The 18115-nt window shown below is 42.1% G+C and carries 24 protein-coding genes and 1 tRNA gene; 14 read left to right on the top strand and 11 right to left on the bottom strand.

Translation table 11 applies throughout. The annotated features are described in order from the left end of the window. Window positions 1-44 precede the first annotated feature (44 nt). The 4 genes from AC58QM_RS19795 to AC58QM_RS19780 are packed head-to-tail and all read left to right on the top strand — an operon-like array spanning window position 45 to window position 3673. Window positions 45-770 carry an ABC transporter ATP-binding protein gene (locus AC58QM_RS19795; RefSeq protein ID WP_497286567.1) on the top strand — a complete coding sequence of 242 codons (726 nt, stop codon included), beginning with the start codon at window positions 45-47 and terminating at the stop codon, window positions 768-770. Beyond that, the gene (locus AC58QM_RS19790; protein ID WP_497286566.1) at window positions 757-1509 is read left to right on the top strand and encodes an ABC transporter permease; all 753 of its coding nucleotides are present in this window, start codon (window positions 757-759) and stop codon (window positions 1507-1509) included. The genes AC58QM_RS19795 and AC58QM_RS19790 overlap by 14 nt, the downstream gene beginning before the upstream one ends. 25 nt (window positions 1510-1534) lie before the next feature. Then, entirely contained in the window at window positions 1535-2959 is a 1425-nt protein-coding gene (locus AC58QM_RS19785) for a sensor histidine kinase (protein WP_497286565.1), read from the top strand. 18 nt (window positions 2960-2977) lie between these two features. Further along, complete coding sequence (locus AC58QM_RS19780) at window positions 2978-3673, top strand: response regulator transcription factor (protein WP_497286617.1); 696 nt, start codon at window positions 2978-2980, stop codon at window positions 3671-3673. Window positions 3674-3713: 40 nt separating this feature from the next. Here the strand turns inward: AC58QM_RS19780 and AC58QM_RS19775 are convergent, their stop codons facing one another. Further along, on the bottom strand, window positions 3714-5339 hold the full coding sequence (locus tag AC58QM_RS19775; protein WP_497286564.1) for an ATP-binding protein: 1626 nt from the start codon (window positions 5337-5339) through the stop codon (window positions 3714-3716). A gap of 148 nt (window positions 5340-5487) precedes the next feature. On the opposite strand from AC58QM_RS19775, the gene AC58QM_RS19770 reads away from it, so the two are divergent. Together AC58QM_RS19770 and AC58QM_RS19765 are read left to right on the top strand one after the other, a co-directional pair. Beyond that, window positions 5488-5766 (top strand): DUF2277 domain-containing protein, encoded by a 279-nt coding sequence (locus AC58QM_RS19770; protein WP_497286563.1) that lies wholly within the window; start codon window positions 5488-5490, stop codon window positions 5764-5766. Window positions 5767-5979: 213 nt separating this feature from the next. Next, window positions 5980-6723: a DUF1906 domain-containing protein gene (locus AC58QM_RS19765; RefSeq protein WP_497286562.1), complete on the top strand. Its 744-nt coding sequence runs from the start codon at window positions 5980-5982 to the stop codon at window positions 6721-6723. A gap of 54 nt (window positions 6724-6777) precedes the next feature. On the opposite strand, the gene AC58QM_RS19760 is transcribed toward AC58QM_RS19765, so the two are convergent. Beyond that, window positions 6778-7917 (bottom strand): hypothetical protein, encoded by a 1140-nt coding sequence (locus tag AC58QM_RS19760; RefSeq protein WP_497286561.1) that lies wholly within the window; start codon window positions 7915-7917, stop codon window positions 6778-6780. A 196-nt stretch (window positions 7918-8113) separates the two neighbouring features. Here AC58QM_RS19760 and AC58QM_RS19755 point away from each other — a divergent pair, with 196 nt between their 5' ends. Next, window positions 8114-8944 (top strand): alpha/beta hydrolase family protein, encoded by an 831-nt coding sequence (locus AC58QM_RS19755; RefSeq protein WP_497286560.1) that lies wholly within the window; start codon window positions 8114-8116, stop codon window positions 8942-8944. 291 nt (window positions 8945-9235) lie between these two features. Here the strand turns inward: AC58QM_RS19755 and AC58QM_RS19750 are convergent, their stop codons facing one another. The 4 genes from AC58QM_RS19750 to AC58QM_RS19735 form a co-directional block, all read right to left on the bottom strand. Then, entirely contained in the window at window positions 9236-9322 is an 87-nt protein-coding gene (locus AC58QM_RS19750) for a putative holin-like toxin (protein WP_379304201.1), read from the bottom strand. Window positions 9323-9611: 289 nt separating this feature from the next. After that, window positions 9612-9986 (bottom strand): tyrosine-type recombinase/integrase, encoded by a 375-nt coding sequence (locus tag AC58QM_RS19745; RefSeq protein ID WP_497286616.1) that lies wholly within the window; start codon window positions 9984-9986, stop codon window positions 9612-9614. Continuing rightward, window positions 9937-10395: a hypothetical protein gene (locus AC58QM_RS19740; RefSeq protein WP_497286624.1), complete on the bottom strand. Its 459-nt coding sequence runs from the start codon at window positions 10393-10395 to the stop codon at window positions 9937-9939. The genes AC58QM_RS19745 and AC58QM_RS19740 overlap by 50 nt, the downstream gene beginning before the upstream one ends. Window positions 10396-10558: 163 nt before the next feature. Continuing rightward, window positions 10559-10942: an ImmA/IrrE family metallo-endopeptidase gene (locus AC58QM_RS19735; RefSeq protein WP_497286615.1), complete on the bottom strand. Its 384-nt coding sequence runs from the start codon at window positions 10940-10942 to the stop codon at window positions 10559-10561. Here AC58QM_RS19735 and AC58QM_RS19730 point away from each other — a divergent pair. Both AC58QM_RS19730 and AC58QM_RS19725 read left to right on the top strand, forming a co-directional pair. Then, window positions 10895-11119: a hypothetical protein gene (locus AC58QM_RS19730; RefSeq protein ID WP_497286623.1), complete on the top strand. Its 225-nt coding sequence runs from the start codon at window positions 10895-10897 to the stop codon at window positions 11117-11119. The two genes, AC58QM_RS19735 and AC58QM_RS19730, sit on opposite strands and share 48 nt — an antisense overlap. Window positions 11120-11363: 244 nt before the next feature. Beyond that, window positions 11364-12788 (top strand): oxidoreductase, encoded by a 1425-nt coding sequence (locus AC58QM_RS19725; RefSeq protein WP_497286559.1) that lies wholly within the window; start codon window positions 11364-11366, stop codon window positions 12786-12788. Window positions 12789-13312: 524 nt separating this feature from the next. Here AC58QM_RS19725 and AC58QM_RS19720 read toward each other — a convergent pair. Next, window positions 13313-13385 (bottom strand) — tRNA-Val (locus AC58QM_RS19720). A gap of 359 nt (window positions 13386-13744) precedes the next feature. On the opposite strand from AC58QM_RS19720, the gene AC58QM_RS19715 reads away from it, so the two are divergent. Next, window positions 13745-13939 (top strand): hypothetical protein, encoded by a 195-nt coding sequence (locus AC58QM_RS19715; RefSeq protein WP_028558119.1) that lies wholly within the window; start codon window positions 13745-13747, stop codon window positions 13937-13939. A gap of 72 nt (window positions 13940-14011) precedes the next feature. On the opposite strand, the gene AC58QM_RS19710 is transcribed toward AC58QM_RS19715, so the two are convergent. The 3 genes from AC58QM_RS19710 to AC58QM_RS19700 form a co-directional block, all read right to left on the bottom strand. Beyond that, window positions 14012-14302 (bottom strand): hypothetical protein, encoded by a 291-nt coding sequence (locus AC58QM_RS19710; protein ID WP_310227125.1) that lies wholly within the window; start codon window positions 14300-14302, stop codon window positions 14012-14014. A 201-nt stretch (window positions 14303-14503) separates the two neighbouring features. After that, window positions 14504-14713: an alpha/beta-type small acid-soluble spore protein gene (locus tag AC58QM_RS19705; protein WP_314804561.1), complete on the bottom strand. Its 210-nt coding sequence runs from the start codon at window positions 14711-14713 to the stop codon at window positions 14504-14506. 191 nt (window positions 14714-14904) lie between these two features. After that, window positions 14905-15078 (bottom strand): hypothetical protein, encoded by a 174-nt coding sequence (locus AC58QM_RS19700; protein WP_497286558.1) that lies wholly within the window; start codon window positions 15076-15078, stop codon window positions 14905-14907. A 289-nt stretch (window positions 15079-15367) separates the two neighbouring features. Here AC58QM_RS19700 and AC58QM_RS19695 point away from each other — a divergent pair, with 289 nt between their 5' ends. The 3 genes from AC58QM_RS19695 (at window position 15368) to AC58QM_RS19685 (ending at window position 17006) form a co-directional block, all read left to right on the top strand. Beyond that, window positions 15368-15694 carry a hypothetical protein gene (locus AC58QM_RS19695; RefSeq protein WP_497286557.1) on the top strand — a complete coding sequence of 109 codons (327 nt, stop codon included), beginning with the start codon at window positions 15368-15370 and terminating at the stop codon, window positions 15692-15694. 171 nt (window positions 15695-15865) lie between these two features. After that, window positions 15866-16417: a superoxide dismutase family protein gene (locus AC58QM_RS19690; RefSeq protein ID WP_497286556.1), complete on the top strand. Its 552-nt coding sequence runs from the start codon at window positions 15866-15868 to the stop codon at window positions 16415-16417. Window positions 16418-16436: 19 nt separating this feature from the next. After that, on the top strand, window positions 16437-17006 hold the full coding sequence (locus AC58QM_RS19685; protein ID WP_497286555.1) for a hypothetical protein: 570 nt from the start codon (window positions 16437-16439) through the stop codon (window positions 17004-17006). Window positions 17007-17080: 74 nt separating this feature from the next. Here AC58QM_RS19685 and AC58QM_RS19680 read toward each other — a convergent pair whose 3' ends face one another. Further along, window positions 17081-17506 carry a CBS domain-containing protein gene (locus tag AC58QM_RS19680; RefSeq protein ID WP_497286554.1) on the bottom strand — a complete coding sequence of 142 codons (426 nt, stop codon included), beginning with the start codon at window positions 17504-17506 and terminating at the stop codon, window positions 17081-17083. 99 nt (window positions 17507-17605) lie between these two features. Between AC58QM_RS19680 and AC58QM_RS19675 the strand changes: the two genes are divergently transcribed. Further along, window positions 17606-18064: a divergent PAP2 family protein gene (locus tag AC58QM_RS19675; protein ID WP_497286553.1), complete on the top strand. Its 459-nt coding sequence runs from the start codon at window positions 17606-17608 to the stop codon at window positions 18062-18064. Window positions 18065-18115 lie beyond the last annotated feature (51 nt).

Below are 18115 nucleotides of genomic sequence, written 5' to 3'. Positions count from 1 at the left end.
CTGCTTATGCGGCTTCCTGAGCATTTTTAGGGAGATGAGATGAATTGACAGTCAAGGCGATTGAAATAACGGGCTTAACCAAGTCATTTACGAATGGCCGGGGAATTAGCGAGTTGAACTTAGATGTCGATCAAGGGGATATCTTTGGTTTTCTCGGACCTAACGGCGCAGGGAAAACAACGGCAATGAAGATGATAACAGGTCTTATGAAGCCCGACCGAGGCGATGTGAAGATTTTCGGAGCGAGCGTGGCAGAAGATTATGTGAATGCTATGAAACATGTAGGCTGTATTATTGAAACAGCGGAGTCGTATCCCTATTTGACAGCAAATGAAAATCTAAAGCTGTTTGCTAGATTCTATCCAGATGTCGATCAGCGAAGAATTGATGAATGTCTTGAAATCACGGGGATGTTGAAATATAAAAATGAAAAATCACAAAAATTTTCACTCGGGATGAAACAAAGACTCGGTATAGCGGCGGCGATTTTATCTAGACCGAAATTGTTAATTTTGGACGAGCCCCTGAACGGGTTGGATGTAGAAGGCATGCTGGAGATGAGGAAGTTGATTAAACAACTCTCCCAAAAAGGCACGACTTTCTTTATTTCCAGTCACTTGATTCACGATGTGGAATTAACATGTACGAGAATTGGTATTATTTATGGCGGCAAGCTGGTGAATGTAGAATATACCCAAAATATTCTTTCCTTCTATTCATCGCTTGAGAATTATTTTGTTAGTGAGGTGGACAGGAATGGAAGGGTTTAAAGCTGCGTTTATCAACGAGACCGTGAAGCTGCTCAAAAAGAAAAAAATAATGGCAGCCGCGATATTGTCCATTCTTGCCGTACTGATCGGTCAAATTGCTGTCACGACGATTAAGCATGGTTTTGGATTACGAGTGGTAGGGAGTGTTGAATTTCCTATAGCTGTATTAACGTTTATTTCTTACACGCTATTACCACTGTTTGCTGTTTTTGTGGCGATTGATATGTTTAATGGTGAGTCCTCATCGAATACGATGAAAATAACACTTTTGAGACCCGTTTCCAGATTCGGTGTGTTTAGCGCAAAGGTATTGAATTTAGCTCTTTTTATTGCTGGTAACCTTTTGTTTATCATGGTGCTTTCGCTTCTAGCTGGTTTTATTTTTAATCCTTCGTCTGCCAGTATGGTTGGAATTTTTAAAGTGATCGTGGCCTATGGCTTAACTTTTTTCCCTGTATTTGTGTTTGCACTGATCGTTGTGCTGTTATCCAACTTAATTCAGGGAGGACTAGCTGTATTTTTCCTCGCCATCCTTGTGTTTATTGGATTTAATTTTCTTGGCATTGTATTCTCATCGTATTCGAGCTTTTTTATCACGTCGATGTTTGATTGGTATACGCTCTGGATCTCTGAATCGATCAATTTCTTCAAAATAATCCGCCAGATTCTAATCATGTCCGGTTGTGGTATTATGTTATTTACGACGGGCTATTATTTGTTTGACCGGAAGGATATTTAAGAAGGACGTCTAGAAAGGAATCTACATGCACTTAACGAAACGTTTTTTCACGATGAATACACTGGCTGTGCTGCTATCGATTGGTTTGACGATTCTGGCTGTCATTATTTTTGTTGCTGCGTATGCGAAAGTTTTTGGTCGCGAAGCCAGTATAAAAGAATTTCAACATACGTTCGAGGTCCGGGCAGCCATCAGTGAAATCAAAAGAGAAGCGCAGACCTTTAAATTCGAGGAACTTTTGGATAAGAAATATCAACAAGAGTTGTCTGATCGTGTGAACGTTTTGGATGCCCATGCAATCATTATCCTTAATCGAGAGGTTTTGTTTGCCACTCATAATTTTAATAAGATAGAAATAGAGAAAAGCTTAATGCTGACCAGCGAGTCTAATCGGGATGAGTTAGAGCTTGATGGCAGCATGTATATGTTTAATCGAGCGGATTACAATCTCCCTTCTGGCGACAGAGGTGTTCTGTTGCTGCTTGCGCCAATCAAGATAAAGACCAACTTATATTGGTCGCTTGGTATCTTTACGGTCAGCTTTTTCACAGTTGTTTTTATGCTGATGAATTTTTGGATTTCCTATAAGTTCTCCCGCGGAATTATTATTCCGATCTCCAGATTGAAGGATGCTGCGATAAAAATAAGGGACGGCGATCTGAGCGGAGAGATCGCGGAAGATGGCGAAGGTGAGATTCGGGAATTGGGCCAAACTTTGGAATTAATGCGGATTAAGTTGAAGGAGTCTGTTCACTTACAACAAAAATATGATGATAATCGGAAGTTTCTTGTTTCAAGTATTTCGCATGACTTAAAGACTCCTGTGACTTCCATTAAAGGATATATTGAAGGTATTATTGATGGGGTAGCCAAGACGCCTGAGAAAATGGAGGAATATCTGGAAACAGCGCGATCCAAAGCCATTTTGGTCAATGCGATGATTGATGATCTTCTTTTATATTCTAAGCTCGACTTGAACCAGCTTCCGTATCATTTTGAAAAGAGTGATCTGGCCAGTTATTTCGAGGATTGCGTGGCAGACCATAAATATGAATGTGAAAAAGCTAATGTGTCGATTGCCTTAGTGAATGAACTCAAGGAGCCTGTCAAAGTATTAATTGATGGTGAACGATTAAAGAGGGTCGTACAAAACATTATTGACAATGCCATGACCTATGCTGGAAAAGAAAATGGCAAGATTGACATTATCCTTAGGGAAACTAGAACTTCTGCTATTATTGAAATCAAGGATAATGGAAACGGGATACCGGAGGATAAGCTTCCCTTCATTTTCGAGAGATTTTATCAAGTGGATCCATCAAGAAAGAGCGGTAGTGGTTTGGGTCTAGCGATCGCCAAGCAAATCGTTGAAGGACATGACGGAAAAATATGGGCTAAAAGCACGGTGGGTGAGGGTACCGGGATTATGATATCACTGAAAAAGTTCTAAATAGGTTTGGAGGTTATGATGAACAGAATTTTAATTGTTGAAGATGATCAAAGTATTGCTAATCTACAAAGGGACTACCTTGAACTGAGTGGTTACTCGGTTAAGATGGTGAACAACGGGGCAGCTGGTTTGAGAGCGCTCAAAGAGGAAGAGTTTAAGCTTGTTATCTTAGATATCATGCTGCCTGATATGGATGGATTTGAAGTGCTGAGAACGATCCGCGAGCAGGATGATATTCCGGTGCTGCTGGTATCTGCGAGAGCAGAGGAAATCTATAAGGTTAATGGCTTAGGACTAGGTGCGGACGATTATATTACAAAGCCTTTCAGCTCTGGTGAGCTCGTTGCACGTGTAGGTGCCCATCTAAAGAAGTTTGAGCGTATGAAAGAGCGATTTGGTAAAGGGAACGAAGGGACAACGATCCAAATTAGGGGACTTGAGCTTCAAAAGGATGCTCGAAGAGTTTTTGTGAACGGTGATGAAGTGGTTCTTGCCCAAAAAGAGTTTGACCTGCTTCTGTTTCTAGTACAATACCCGAATCGCGTATTTGGCAAGGAAGAGCTATTCGAGCGGATATGGGGAATGGATGCGATGAGTGATGCTTCTACGGTAACGGTTCATATCGCCAGAATTAGAGAAAAGATTGAGGAAATTCCCTCTAAACCACAATACATAGGTACGGTTTGGGGTTCGGGATATCGGTTTATGGTATAAGAGAAAAAAGCCTGGGGATACGTATCCTCAGGCTTTCTTTTTATTCAACAGTCAACGGCAGTCTGACTTCAATCAAGGTTCCTTCATTTATCTTGCTTTGATACGTAATTTGGCCATGGTGATGCTTAATTATCTTATGACTGATCATGAGGCCAAGCCCTGTGCCCTTTTCTTTCAAGCTATAAAAAGGCTCACCTAGACGGGGAAGCATTTCCTCAGGTATACCACTGCCCTGATCTTTAAACATAATTACGCACTTATTCTCCGCATCCTTGTGCAAGCTAATGTGAATCTCACCGCCATTAGGCATCGACTCTATAGCGTTCTTTATAATATTTAAAAAGACTTGTTTGATTTGATTTTTTTCACAGGTAATCAGGAGAAGGGATTCTTCGCAAAAAAGCTTGATTTCAATATTGCGCAAAAGTGCCTGTGGAGAGAAAAACTCGATCGTAAAAACAATTAATTCTTTAATATCCGTCGGAATAAGTTGAATAGCTTGGGGTTTGGCCAATGAGAGAAGCTCACTTGTAATGGTTTCAATACGCTCTAGCTCACTAAGGAGTAAATCATTATATTTAATCGCTGGGTTTTCCTTTTTGTAAATTTGAATAAATCCTTTAATGGTTGTAAGGGGGTTACGAATTTCATGTGCCACACCTGCGGCCATTTCTCCAACGATGGATAGCTTCTCAGACTGCAAAAGGAACTCTTCCGCTTTTTTGCGTTCGGAAATATCTCGACTAATAATCACGATATGGGCAATATTCCCACAATCTGCTTTGACCGGCATGCAACGCGATTCAAATTCGATCCAATGACCATCATTGTGTTTAAATCGAAATTCCATCGAGTGCGACTCGAATTGTTCGAACATGTTTTTTATTCTAGTCAGGAACATCAACACATCATCAGGGTGTACGAACTTACATAATTCTGTACCTTCCAATACAGATTCCTTATAGCCCAGTACAGTCTCATGGGAAGGCGAAAAGTAACTGATGGAGAGATCTTTATCCATAATCATGATCAAGTCCGATGTATTCTCAGCGATAAGTCGATATTTGGATTTACTTGCTTCTAGGGTTTGCTCGATGTGTTTTTTCTCTGTAAACATTCTACGGACTCTCTCATTGGATTCAATGAGTAGGCTTCCTAGGATGACACCTAACATCACAAACAAGAGATATTGCCCATGAAACAGTGGTTGATCTGTTAAAATATGGAAAGTAAATACAGTGAATATATAGAGTGCAATATAGGCACCGAATAGCGTAATGCTTTTTTTCAGTGGTGAAAGATTGGAGATATAGGCATGTATGAGCGAAAAAGCAACCATGATCAATGCCCAGCCGACGAGGGCTGGCGTCCAATTCCCACCCGTATACAGCCTTACAAGTAAAGAGAATAAACCAGTTATTAACCCTGGGACTGGCCCCAGATAAGCAAATACGAGAATGACAGGGGCGTATCGGATGTCGTAAGTAAATCCTTGTTGTTTGACTGCTAAGATCACGAGAACAATCGAAACAAGTCCCCCATAAATGCCTACCCAAAGGCGAAGTTGTTTAAGAGGCCGATGGTTAATGTAGGAACGTATGACTAATGGCGTGCTGACAAAGAGTGAAAAAATAGATAGATTAACAATGTAGTCATAAAGAAACAATATACTCACCCGTATCTAGTTATTATGAATACTCCTATCTATCATAAACCCGTCTGGTCATGATTTCCATATAATTCTTCTTGTGCGCATTCTTGTAAAAATACATAGCATCTATTATATTGGATGAAAAGCCCTGAAGGAGTCAGTTATGTGCCGAAATATTAAGCCGCTTTTCAATTATGAACCAGCAGTAACGGAGGATGAAATTCGTGCTGCGTCTTTGCAATTTGTACGCAAAATTTCAGGATTCACAGAACCTTCGAAAGCGAATGAGGCAGCATTCCAGTTGGCCATTCAAGAAGTAGCGCAAGCTGCACAGAAATTAATGGAATCTCTGGTGACGCATGCAGAGCCCCGTAATCGTGAAGTGGAAGCACAGCGAGCGAAAGAACGAAATGCTATCCGATTTGGTACGAAAGAGGACTAACGGATAGAGGCGTTGCAAATCGAGGCACATGAGATAGTCGCCTAGCGGATAGAAGCAACAGATTGCGTTTAAATAGAAAAATAATGCGGGCTTTTCTCCATGGAGAGGAGCCTTTTTTCGTGCCCGAAAATGGGACGTTAGTTGCATGTAGGTGTCGTGAGTCGCACTTTTGGCATATGCTAAGAATACCAATTGGAAAGTAGGTGATTGCAAGTGACGAAAGGGTTTGATTGTTCAACACCGCTTACGGCACAAAAAGCGGCTGCTTTCGTCGGACAAGGATTCAAATTTGTCGCCAGATATTTGGTGCCAAGTGGTGCGAAGGCATTAAAAAAAGCAGAGGCTGATGCCGTTAGCGCAGCTGGTTTACAGTTGGTTTCCGTGTATGAGACTACTGCAAATCGTGCGTTAGGTGGGAGAAGTGCTGGTTTGGCAGACGGAGCAACTGCTTTACAAGTTGCCGCACAAGTGGGCCAACCGGCGGGGAGTTGTATTTATTTTGCCGTTGATTTTGATGTATCTGCAGCCCAAATGCCAACGGTCATTGCTTATATTAAAGCAGCGAGTGAGGCGACGCCCGCATACACGACAGGTGTTTATGGTTCTTATGCCGTGATGGAGGCTGTGTATGCCGCGGGTGCTTGCTCACGATTCTGGCAGACCTATGCTTGGAGTGCAGGGAAGAAATCGACGTTTATTCATATTTATCAATATCTCAATGATGTCATGGCGAATGGAATTGCTATTGATTATGATGAATCTTACGGAAATGAAGGCTGGTGGAATACACGCATTACGCCGGAACCTCCTAGCTATCCGATGAGTGCGAAAGATGCTAATGCGATCATTCCTTTTCTTTCAGCAGGGTATGGCGCTACATCTTCTGTCCCCGCACAGAATGAGTTCCATCGACTTGCGAATGAATTACGTAAGGTTTCGGGTCAAAGTTTGCAATAATATTCGAAAGAAAAGCCCGACTGCTTTGGAACTTCCAAAGTGGCCGGGCTTTCGTCATTGGATGACTGCACTGCGTATGTACCATCGATCTTGCACCGAGGCACGTTCAAGATGAAAGAGGACGCGGCGACTCGACACCGCGGAAGCTCTAGCTCCGGTCATCGTGACATCGACCGCGGTGTCTAGTTGCAGGAGCTGGGATACATCCTGCTCCGTGAACTTGGACAGGCGGCGCATGCTTCGCACATGCATCGCCTGTTCTTGCCCGGTGGTGACCTGCAGCAGCTGCAGATCACCTTGATGTGCGGCGCTGATCCATACGTCGATCAGCGCCCAGGGCGAGAGCTTGCTGACGTAGTCCTGCAGCAAGCCTGCAGCTCGGTGCACCATGACCTGGTGCGCCGGGTCAACGGAGCGGGAGCCGTGTGTTACGCTCCCGAGGAAGTGAATGCAGAAATGACCGTTGAAGTCATTTCCCGGTATACCATCACCGCCATGCGGCATGCCATGCATGGAGGCGGCGAGCGTGCGGCCGTTCAGCTTCACTAGGACCGCGCGGCGGTCCCAGCTCCATTGGCCGCCATAAATGCTTTTGAGCGTCGCGGAGTCGGCTTTCGTGAGTGGTTGCACATCCGCATGGTGGGAGCCCGCGCGACGTTGTCCGTCGAAGCTAAGGCCGCTTTCCACGTCGAGGATGGAAAAAGAACTAAATTTGGGCAGCACGAGGCTTGCTTCCTCCCATGTGAGCAGTTCGCCATAGTGCTTGGCGCGAAGAGCTTGGACGTGTGCCTTAAGTGTCTCCTGTGCTTTACTGGGTAGCTTGATGATTTGCCTCGCTGCCAAGTCAATTACCTCTCCAGAGGGAGTCACGCCAAACTGTACAGTTTGATTCTTAGTGTTGTAGCGCAGCGTTGTGTCCGGGAGGAGTGGTTCTCCATATGGATCTCCGCTGAGACCGGACTCAAGAGCACGCCTTAACGCTTTATCTACAATCGTCGTCTCCGTCTGATAGACAGCGCGAGGTGATGATGCGACAAGTAATGCTATCGAGTCGGTATCAGCAACGGGCTCGTTTTTTACTGGTGCGCTAACATTTGCTAGGGCTCTAGGACTTACCCATTGAGTCAAAAGGAGCGCAAGAAGGAAGGTGACAAATAGGGTGCGATGCCGGTTTGTAGAGCGGACTGAAGACATGTGAGTGCTTCCTCCTTATTCGTATAAGTTTGCCATAGTTAAGTGTTTACTTCTTAGTATTATTTTATAAAAACGAATCCTAGATGAAACGTGTTCCTTGAACGAATTCATTTATGATAAAATTACAAAAGTAAACAATTGAACGAGTAACTAGAATGAATTAAAGATTAGTAAGAATGAGAGGAAGGAGATTTGTATGGAAGTAACTGAAAGCATACCATTTGAATTACATATGGCAGATCAGCGGGTCGTGCGAGGCGATATTTACAGAGCCAAAAGCGAATCAAGTAAAGGGACATTACTCCTTTGTCACGGTTACAAAGGTTTCAAGAATTGGGGTATGTTCCCTCATGTAGCGAATGAAATAGCTGAAGATGTGGATGTGGTTGCATTGAATTTTTCCCATAATGGTGTGGGTGAAAATTTAATGGATTTTACAGAGCTTGAGAAATTCGCAGGGGACACCTACTCCAAAGATTTAGAGGACATCCAGGCTGTTATTGCAGAAATTCATAAGCATGCAGGGACAACGAAACCGATCCTTTTACTGGGGCATAGCAGAGGAGCTGCGGTGAGCTTGATCTATGCCTTAGATCATCCGGAGGACATCGCAGGTGTGATTAGCTGGAATGGCACTTCGAATGTTGATTTACTTACACCAGAGAATAAGGCAGAGATGAGAGCCACAGGAAGATCCTACACCATGAATGGGCGAACAAAGCAGATGATGCCTCTTGATCTCGAGATTCTAGAAGATATGGAACGCAATGCAGAGAGATTTGATATTATCGGTAGAATCAACGGTGCTACTTTTCCAATCACGCTTATTCAAGGAACAGCGGATGGCGAGCGAGGGATTCGTGGCTCTGAGCAGTTAGTTGCGAATCATGCCGACATCGAGTGGGTGAGGATTCCTGAGGGGAACCATACTTTTGGATGTGTTCATCCTTTTCAGGGCGAAACCCAGCCATTAAGAGAGGCAATTGTTGAGACGAAGCGAGCGATCCGGGGGATGTTGGGGTTGTAGTTAGGGGTATTTTGAAAACGAGACTCTGAAAAGGAAAACCCGTGAAGCTATAGGCTTTACGGGGTTCTTTTGGTTGTTGGGTAAAGTGTAAATAATTAGGTAACGAATTCTGTTATATCTACAATATATTCGTTTGCAATCGCAAGTATTTTTAGAACTGAACGGGGCTCATGGCGGTTACATCTTTAAAATGCAAAAAGTCAGATCAATTGATATGATCCGACTTGTACGGCGGCTTGTAATTGGCGGATTCTTAGAATGGTTTCAAACCAAACCTAGTGCCAATCTAGATCATTTCCTCTTGTCAATGTAGGTTAACAATGTGAGTATAAACAACCCAAAAGCAAACATGATTGAAAGAGATTGAAATATATCCATGTTCACAGCTCCACCTTTCCAATAAGGTGTCCGCCTTGTACAAGTCGTCCTATTGTAAAGTTTATATTGAAATGGATAAATGTGGTAGTGTCAAAGGAACCATATATCTTTCTACATATTTCGATTAGATTGGATAGTTTATTTTAAGAGGAGTACAACTGTGGATATTCGAAAAAAGTGAAATCGTTGGAAGTGGGTAAAAATTCATTATTAAGTGGTAATTATTTGGTTACGAAAAACAAAAAAAGCCTTGTTTAATAAGCTGAATTTTAAAATCAATGATGATCTATCAAGAGGTAGAACGAACAAATAATAACGGTTTGGTTCTTTTGGGATCGAACTTATCGAACCCTTGCGCTGTAACGTCCTTCACGTATTCGCTTACATGTGAGTAAATATCAGTAGTTGTTTGAAGCTTTGAGTGTCCTAGTTGCTTCTGTAAAATCTTAAGTAGCGAATCATGATCGGCCCCAGTAATTGCTCCATCCTCAAGCAATAATGAAGCATACGTATGCCTTAGCTCATGAAAGATTAAGTACCTGATATTGTTCTTCTTACAAAATTTTCTCCACCACTTCGAAATGTACTGGTAATAAAAAGGCTCCCCGAATCCGTTATGAAATACAAATTTCCTCTCGCCGCCTAACCAAACATTTCTCGCCATCATTTGTTGTGCTTTCCAATCTAAATAGAAACTTTTCAATTCCCGAATGTACCAAGTTGGCATCTTTACTTATCGAATGGAACTTTTCGAATAATACTGCATCCCATTCTAAACCGTTCATTTCTCCGTGGCGAAATCCACTTAAAATAGCACCTAAACACATAATCCGTTTTTGTCTAGGTGCTCTGAATAGAGCTTCGATCGTTGAATGAGTTTCCACTTCAGTGTAGGATTGTTTTTCCTTGGTATCTATTGTTGGGCGCTTGACATTGTCCATAGGATTGGACTTTATGAATCGCCATTCTTTAGCTCGCTCAAACAAATTATTGAAAGCTTTATGCACGTTATCAATCGTACTGGTAGCGAGTTTACCATCTTTGCCGTCTAGTCTCTGACCCGGCTCTTCCAAATTTGTTCATGTATTTCACAAGCTCAATAACCTTGATCTCGTCAAGATGACGATGGCCGTATGCAGGGAGAATGCGCGAAGTCGAAATGATTTTTTGCTGCATCTCATGCTCCTGGTAGTAAACTGAAACATTCATAAGTATGCATTTTGCCTTTCTCTTTGTTTACGACCAAATTCCTCCATTACTCGGCGAACGTGCGCCATATTCAACTTTGATGGGGTTTCGCTTACTCTCTATTCTTTTGCTGTATTGGAGACCTGATTCAATACGTCTCTTAATCTGATCTAAACGCCGCTCAACGAATCTTTCAGGAAGCATAAACTCTTCAGTCATGATCTTGATTAGTAGAGTAGGGGAGACATTTTTAAACTCCTCTAGCATGTAGATTGGTATGGCAGCGTAATACTGGAACTGAGTTGCTTGTATCTCCTGTAGCTCTATGAACGCTTTGTTCATCCCGCCTTGGTTTCCAGTATGCCGAAGAGGATGGCAGAGTTCATGAAAGAACTCCGCGCGACGTTTCATTTCATCGTGATTACCGTTCAGGAGTATAAATTGGTGGGATTCATCCGACCAGCCAGCAAGGGATTTTCCATTGTAAATGTGAAGTTCAATATCGAACAATTCTGCTATGCGGTGAATATTCAAATCCGAAGCATAGTGAATTCCAGCGGATTGATAATTTTTATTGATCCAAATTTCAATATCGGTAGGATTTTATAGATTCAGGTTCATGAGGTACCTCCTAGTTGTTGGTTGTTATAAGAATGTATGTTCGATTAATATTTGAAAATAAAAGCCCATCTTTGGGCTTCATTCTTAAAATTGGAAAACTGTATATGGTATTGGAATATAATGAGCTCTGAGATTATTAAAAACAAGCTTGCGTTGGAGTATACTCCAACGTGTATTCTTCAAGGAGTATTCTTATAAAGGAGAGGAATACTGAGATAGGGAGTAGGAAAATATGCAAGAAAGTGAAGGGCTAAATTCAGATATGCAAAATAACGAAAAATATACTATCTCTGAAACCACTGCTCTTACCGGACTTTCCGCAGATACGCTGCGTTATTATGAGAAAATTGGTCTTATTGTTTCGCCGGAGCGCGGTTCTGGTGGACAGCGTATGTACAATGAACAGGATATCGGTAGAGTTCAATTCCTGACCCACCTTAAGCGAACAAACATGCCCTTAAAAAAAATTCGAGATTATGTAATCAGCTACGAAGAGCAGGATGAAGAGCGATGCTACAACCTGCTCTATGAACATCAACAAGCGGTTGAGATTCAGGTAACTGAATTGACGGTAACTCTGCAGTTGATACAATACAAACTTGAACATTTTCAAGATATTAAAGATGGAAAAAGCAAAGGAGAAATTGTCATGACTTCAAGACCAAATGCAGAACAAACACCGCAACAACCACTTCATTCCGGTTATGGGCCGAGGACAACTGCAGAGGAAGTAATTAGGGGAGTTGATTTGAGTGGAAAAACTGCAATTGTTACTGGCGGATATTCTGGCCTTGGTTTAGAGGTTTCCAGAGTACTCGCGGAGGCGGGAGCTCATGTTGTCATTCCTGTGCGAACACCGGAAAAAGCAAAGACTGCTATAGCTTCTATTCCTGGTGCGGAAATGGAGATACTGAATTTATCAGACCCGGCTTCAATTGACGCATTTGCTATACGATTTGAGGAGTCCGGACGGCCACTCCACTTGCTGATCAATTGCGCTGGTATCATGGCCACTCCAGAACAACGTGATAGGAGAGGCTACGAGCTCCAGTTCGCCACCAATCATCTAGGGCATTTCCAACTCGCCTCGCGACTTTGGCAGGCCTTAAAGCGTGCTAACAATGCCCGAGTTGTCTCCGTTTCTTCGGGTGGGCACCGAATTAGCCCGGTTCACTTCGAAGATCCGAATTATCTGATTCGTCCCTATAGTAAATGGGAGGCGTATGGACAATCTAAAACGGCGAACGCGCTATTTGCTGTGCAGCTAGACATCTTGGGAAAAGCACATGGTGTGCGAGCATTCTCGGTGCATCCAGGAACAGTTGTAACGGATCTTTCGCGTCATTTATCTGACGAGGAAATGCGGGCAGCAGGAGCTTTAGATGAGCAAGGCATCCGCAAGTTTTCTGGAACAACAGAGGAAAATAAAACAGTTCCAGAAGGAGCAGCTACCATCATCTGGTGTGCGGTGAGTAATCAACTTGATGGCAAGGGTGGCGTCTACTGTCAGAATTCAGACATATCACCACTAATGTCAGCGGATGGCAACCTAGACCCTAATGTCCCTGGAGTAAGTCCTTGGGCAGCAGATGAGCAAGCCGCCGCTAAGCTTTGGAAACTTAGCGAAGAGTTAACTGGAGTACCTTTCATTACTTAACTTTTCATCACTGGTGCTTAATAATTAGATGAATGGCTCACGGAGTGCTTATTAGCACATACTCCTATCTCTTTCGTACCTACAATCAGTTGAGATATGAGATTATACTTGCAGTTCCTCCTCTGCTATTGTGTAAATAACCCATTTAAACACACCATACAAGAGTGAAAAACAAATCTTATCTCTACAGGAATAATAGCTTAATAACATTTGTATCCCTGAGGAAAAGTTTATCCTTAGGTTTTTTTTGTTATTGAACATATATCCAAATAGATTCGCTTTCATATCGAATGCGTGTTCGGTATATAATAAATAACACAAATATACGTTCGTGTGTGGTGGTGATAAATTTGAGCTTATTATAAAGAGTTGAGAACGAAGAGGATTGAATTGTTGTAATCTATTTGGTACCCAACTTGTACCCATACGAGGCTAGAATATTCGCCTGTTATATATATTTATCATCGCTGTACTAATGCAGAAAACCCATGAAGCACAAGGCTTCACGGGTTTTCTGTTATATATGACCTGTAGTGGGCTCGAACCACTGACCCCTACCCTGTCAAGATAGTGCTCTCCCAGCTGAGCTAACAAGTCGTTTATGGATACAGGTTATAATATACCAAGAATTCGAGAGATTGTCAATTGTTGGAGAGCTTACTTCCGCCAGAAAAAGAGTAGTTTTTTTAAGTTTGAATCAACTTTTCTCTTCTTTTTGGACCGAGGGAGAAAAGCAGTAGGATCACTTTCTGCTGTAGGTGAATCGGTGGTTTTTCCGAGTAAAAGGGATCGCTCTTCTTCCGTAACACCAAGAGTTGTCATTGCGCGTTGTCAGCCTTTCTGGTAATGATTATGAAGTAAATGTAACATATCTATCCGATGTTTCCTAGTATAGCTTTCTTCTTGCGTGAATTTATGGTAACTTGAGATCATTAGAGTTTGGGAGGACTAAGGTTATGACGAAACAACAGCATCGTTGGAATTTACGTTTGAAGAGTAGTAATGTTTATCTAGGTACTGTGTATTTGGGGGATCCGCTGCCGGAAGTGGAAGATGTGATCATGATTGGCGAGAAGAAATATACAATTCTTGAGCTGGGAAGTACACGAGATGCAAGTGACGTATTTGTAGAGGAAGTTAAGAAGAAATAAGAAAGACATGAAGGAAATAATGAAGGAGCTGATCTTTAATGATCGGCTCCTTCGTTTGTTAGGTGTGAATAGTTATGTAAGATGATACAAAGACGCTAGGCAGTCCACAAACATTTTATTGTACTCTTCACGTGTAAGGTCCTTGCTGCAAGCGATGTCTCTTCCTAAAAATTGAAACCAGGTAATTTCAGTACCATTTTTCTTATACACAAACTTGTCTTGTTGAATAAGGAATGTTTCATTTTCAAAAAAGGGGACATTGTCAAATTGAAGGGCAGGTTCGTTTTGCTTTTCGCTGACTAAAGTGGCCAGTAAAATCAACATACGGTAAGGATCGCGGAAAATTTCATATTGCGTGGTCATCGGTTCAACACTCCTTTTTCGGGTATCCGAGCAAGGTAATCATACTAAAACGATAGGATCAATCATAGATGTTTGCAGGAAGTAGTGAGGAAATTGAAGGAAAATCGGAGGAATTTGAAGGGAATAGAAAAAAGACTGAGGTTCACTCTAAGGAGGATCGAGTGAATCAGTCTTTTTTGAGCTTGCTCCTACATCAAAGGATTAGCGTTTGTAGCCGCCGAGAGATTGTTCAGCCATTTGCACTAATCTTTTTGTGATGTTGCCACCGATTGAGCCAGCATCACGGGATAACAAATTACCGTTGTAACCAGAAGGGGAGAGAGGGACACCAATTTCCTGAGCGACTTCATACTTCATTTGATCAAGTGCTGCCTTTGCTTGTTGTACGACTAAAGTGTTAGATCTAGCCATTCAAAATCATCTCCTTTTTTTTGGTACACCAGTATTATTTGAATGTTCAGAATATTTATTCGCGAAATTTTAAAAAAACAAAGAAATTTTTAATGCCAATATTTTCTATATAAAATTAGTCATAATAAAATCAATAAACCCCCAACGGTTAAGTTGAGGGTGATATGTGATCATTTATGATAACGGTTTCATTATTCTTCGGATTGTTCAGCTTCTTCAGCTTGTTCCTCTGCAGCAGCTGCTTCTTCAATCGCTTCAGCGATTACTTCTTCAGCTTCAGCCTCTTGACTCACCACTTCTTCAGTGGATTCAGCAGAGATTTCTTCTTCATTTTGTGAAACTACTTCTTCTTCTTCTTGGCTCATTTTTTGTCACCTCCTCTGATACGTATAGTAACATTGTAGCACTTCTAATAGGTTATACAAGTAGCTTGGACACCTAACTATCAGATTTAATGTAGAATTGATGGGTTTGTCACTTTTTAGGGAAAACGCCATGCGAAACACGTCGAATATGGGGGGGGAAAACCACTGTTTTCGCGGCTTTCAGCGATTGTGCATGTTTTATTTTTCTATGAATATAAATGAGCCTAAGCAACAATATTTGTTGAATTACTATGCTGAGTTTCTATGAAAACTCATAGGAGGAATCCGAATGAATCGGTCGGATGTAATTTTGGAGCTACAACTTGTACCAGAGTTATTGAAACAAGCGGAAGCGATTTATGTGGATGCCGTGTCTGAATTGAATTGGGCAAAACATATGCTTCTAACAAAAGAGTATGAAATAATCGGTGAAGGTCTCGTAACAGGCAAGAATGAGCTTCAACGGCAAGCAGAATTGTGGCCACATACGAAGGACTTGCAGAAGCAGGTATTACAAATGGAAGACGCGGTTGAACATACGAAAGTTGAGTTTCACTTTTACAAACGTAAATTAGAAAACCTTCAAATTATTGCAAAGCTCATGACTATTTTATAACCCTAAGGGAAGATGATGAAAATGCCTGCGATCGAAAGATTGCAGGTTTTTCTATGTTGAAACGGAAGTTTTTGAAAATTTAATAGCTGTCACGTGGTTATCAGTAAGGTCAGTTGTGCATCCTATGGGTAGAATATACCAATGTGTGGTTTTACAGGAGGATTGTACAGGATGAAATCAATTCAAATTATGGTGACCGCGAGCGTGGGGCTAATGCTATTGTCTGGTTGCCAAGCGGTCAGAAGTACGTCAGTCGCTGAACCCACTGCACCCACTGAAACGGTCCGTGTTACGCTCATTGGAGCCGACAATCAATCTGTTGGTTCAGCGCAATTAACCGCTGTCAGTGAAGGTGTACAGATGGATGTGCAGGTTAGTGGGCTTTCACCTGGCGTTCATGGTCTGCACATTCATGAGAAAGCGATATGTGAAGCACCGACGTTTGATTCTGCTGGCAGTCATTTCAATCCCCATCAGAAGGAGCATGGCTTTTTAAATCCAAAAGGAGCTCATGCAGGGGATTTGCCTAATCTCGTTGTAGATGCACAAGGCAATGGGCGATTCAGTGCGGTTACAAAGGCAGTAGTCCTAGAAAGAGGAAAGCCTAATTCGCTGTTTAAGCCTGACGGGACAAGCTTAGTCATTCATGAGAAGGCAGATGATTTAAAGACGGATCCATCAGGCAACTCGGGTAAACGGATTGCTTGCGGTGCTGTGAAATAAAGGAAGGGGTTTCGAGAACATGATTAAAACACAGGATCTCAAGCTGCAAATGGATGAATTAACGAAACAAAACGATATGGTACTCATTGAATTAGAATCGGTAAAGAAAATGTTGATGTCAAGTAGCCAAGGTTCTCAAGACACTCAGGGGCAGCAACAGGCTTCTTCGAGCAGCGGGGGTAACGCACAACAGGAATCAACAATGAATAGTTCGCAAAGTCAAGGTCAAGATCAAGATCAAGGTCAAAATCAATCACAAGCTCAAAGTCAAAATCAAGATCAGGGACAGAATGCAAGTAATGGTCAAAATAATAATCAAGATCAATCACAGCAAACGAAATCAGGTCAAGGAAATGCTGGGAATTCGAATAACCAGCAAGTAACAGACTTAGCGAATGAGCTTTTGAAAATTAAAGATTTAGTTGTTAAACTGGAGCAAAAGACGTCGCAGTACGTCAGCAGCCAGTCAAATGGTTCATTAACAGAAAAAGATGCCGTTAATCTGATTCTGACGTTAATGAACGGGATGGTAGACTGGGCAAGTGAATTTGTCTCATCCAAGGCTTCCTCTAATGGTCAAGTGCAATAACGCCGCTCCTATAAAAAAAAGCAAAAAGGCTGATTGAAATCAGCCTTTTTGCTTTTTATTAAAAGATATACCTATTAGGGCTGTACCGCTTCGGTTTTAAAATTCATTTGCTTTGCACAATATTCAATGATTTCACTCCGCCGCACGATCCCAATAAATTTATCTGAATCATCCACGACAGGTACGAAGTTTTGTACTTTTGCTAAATCAATGAGATCGATCATATCTGCATGAATATGAACGGGTTTATTTTTAACACGGAGAGGGACCTCTTCAAGCACATGCCGGTGGGCATTCTCGAAGCCGATATGTTCGGAATTTTTAAGGAACCACAAGAGGTCACCTTCCGTTACAGTTCCAACATAATGGCCATCATCCGAAAGAATTGGGACAGCCGTATATCGATGATACTCCATTCGTTCCAGTGTTTGACGAAGGGTAGCTTGTGGAGTCGCGGTAATAACTTCGGATTTAGGTAAAAGGAAAAAAGCGATATTCATCAGTTACACTCCTTACATAAGAATCAATGTGTCTAGTATAACAAACTTTACGCATAGAATCTAAACTTGTGTTAGATGCTAGTAGTGAGGTGAACGGAAATGAATCGAGCATTGACTACGGCGTTGGTTGGTATCGGCGCTGCTCAAGCCATCAAATTACCATTAACATATGTGTTCAGTAAAAAATGGGACTGGTCGCAATTGGTCCAAACAGGTGGGATGCCAAGTTCCCATTCTTCCGGTGTTACAGCATTAGCTACCTATATCGGAATGAAAAGAGGTTTTTCGGCCATTGATTTTGCTGTAAGCTCCGTATTTGGGGCTGTCGTCATGTATGATGCGATGGGTATTCGAAGATCAGCTGGCGAAATTGCAGTGGAAGTGAATGATTTAGACGAGCAGGTCGAACGAATAGCTAGAGAGCACCCCGGACTCTACCATGCCAGAAGAAGGAAGGCCTTGAAAGAACGATTAGGTCATTTGCCTCGTGAAGTTGCTGCCGGCGCATTGTTAGGGCTTGCCATTGGTACATGCAGTTATTTACTTGAAAGAAAATAAAGACGTGGTCACTGTACATGTGGACAACATTTCCGGAATGGGATAAGATCA

The sequence above is a fragment of the Paenibacillus sp. J22P165 genome, from assembly GCF_059692015.1.
Note: the sequence above shows the minus strand (reverse complement) of the source record. Positions and strands in the feature narration are given on the sequence as shown.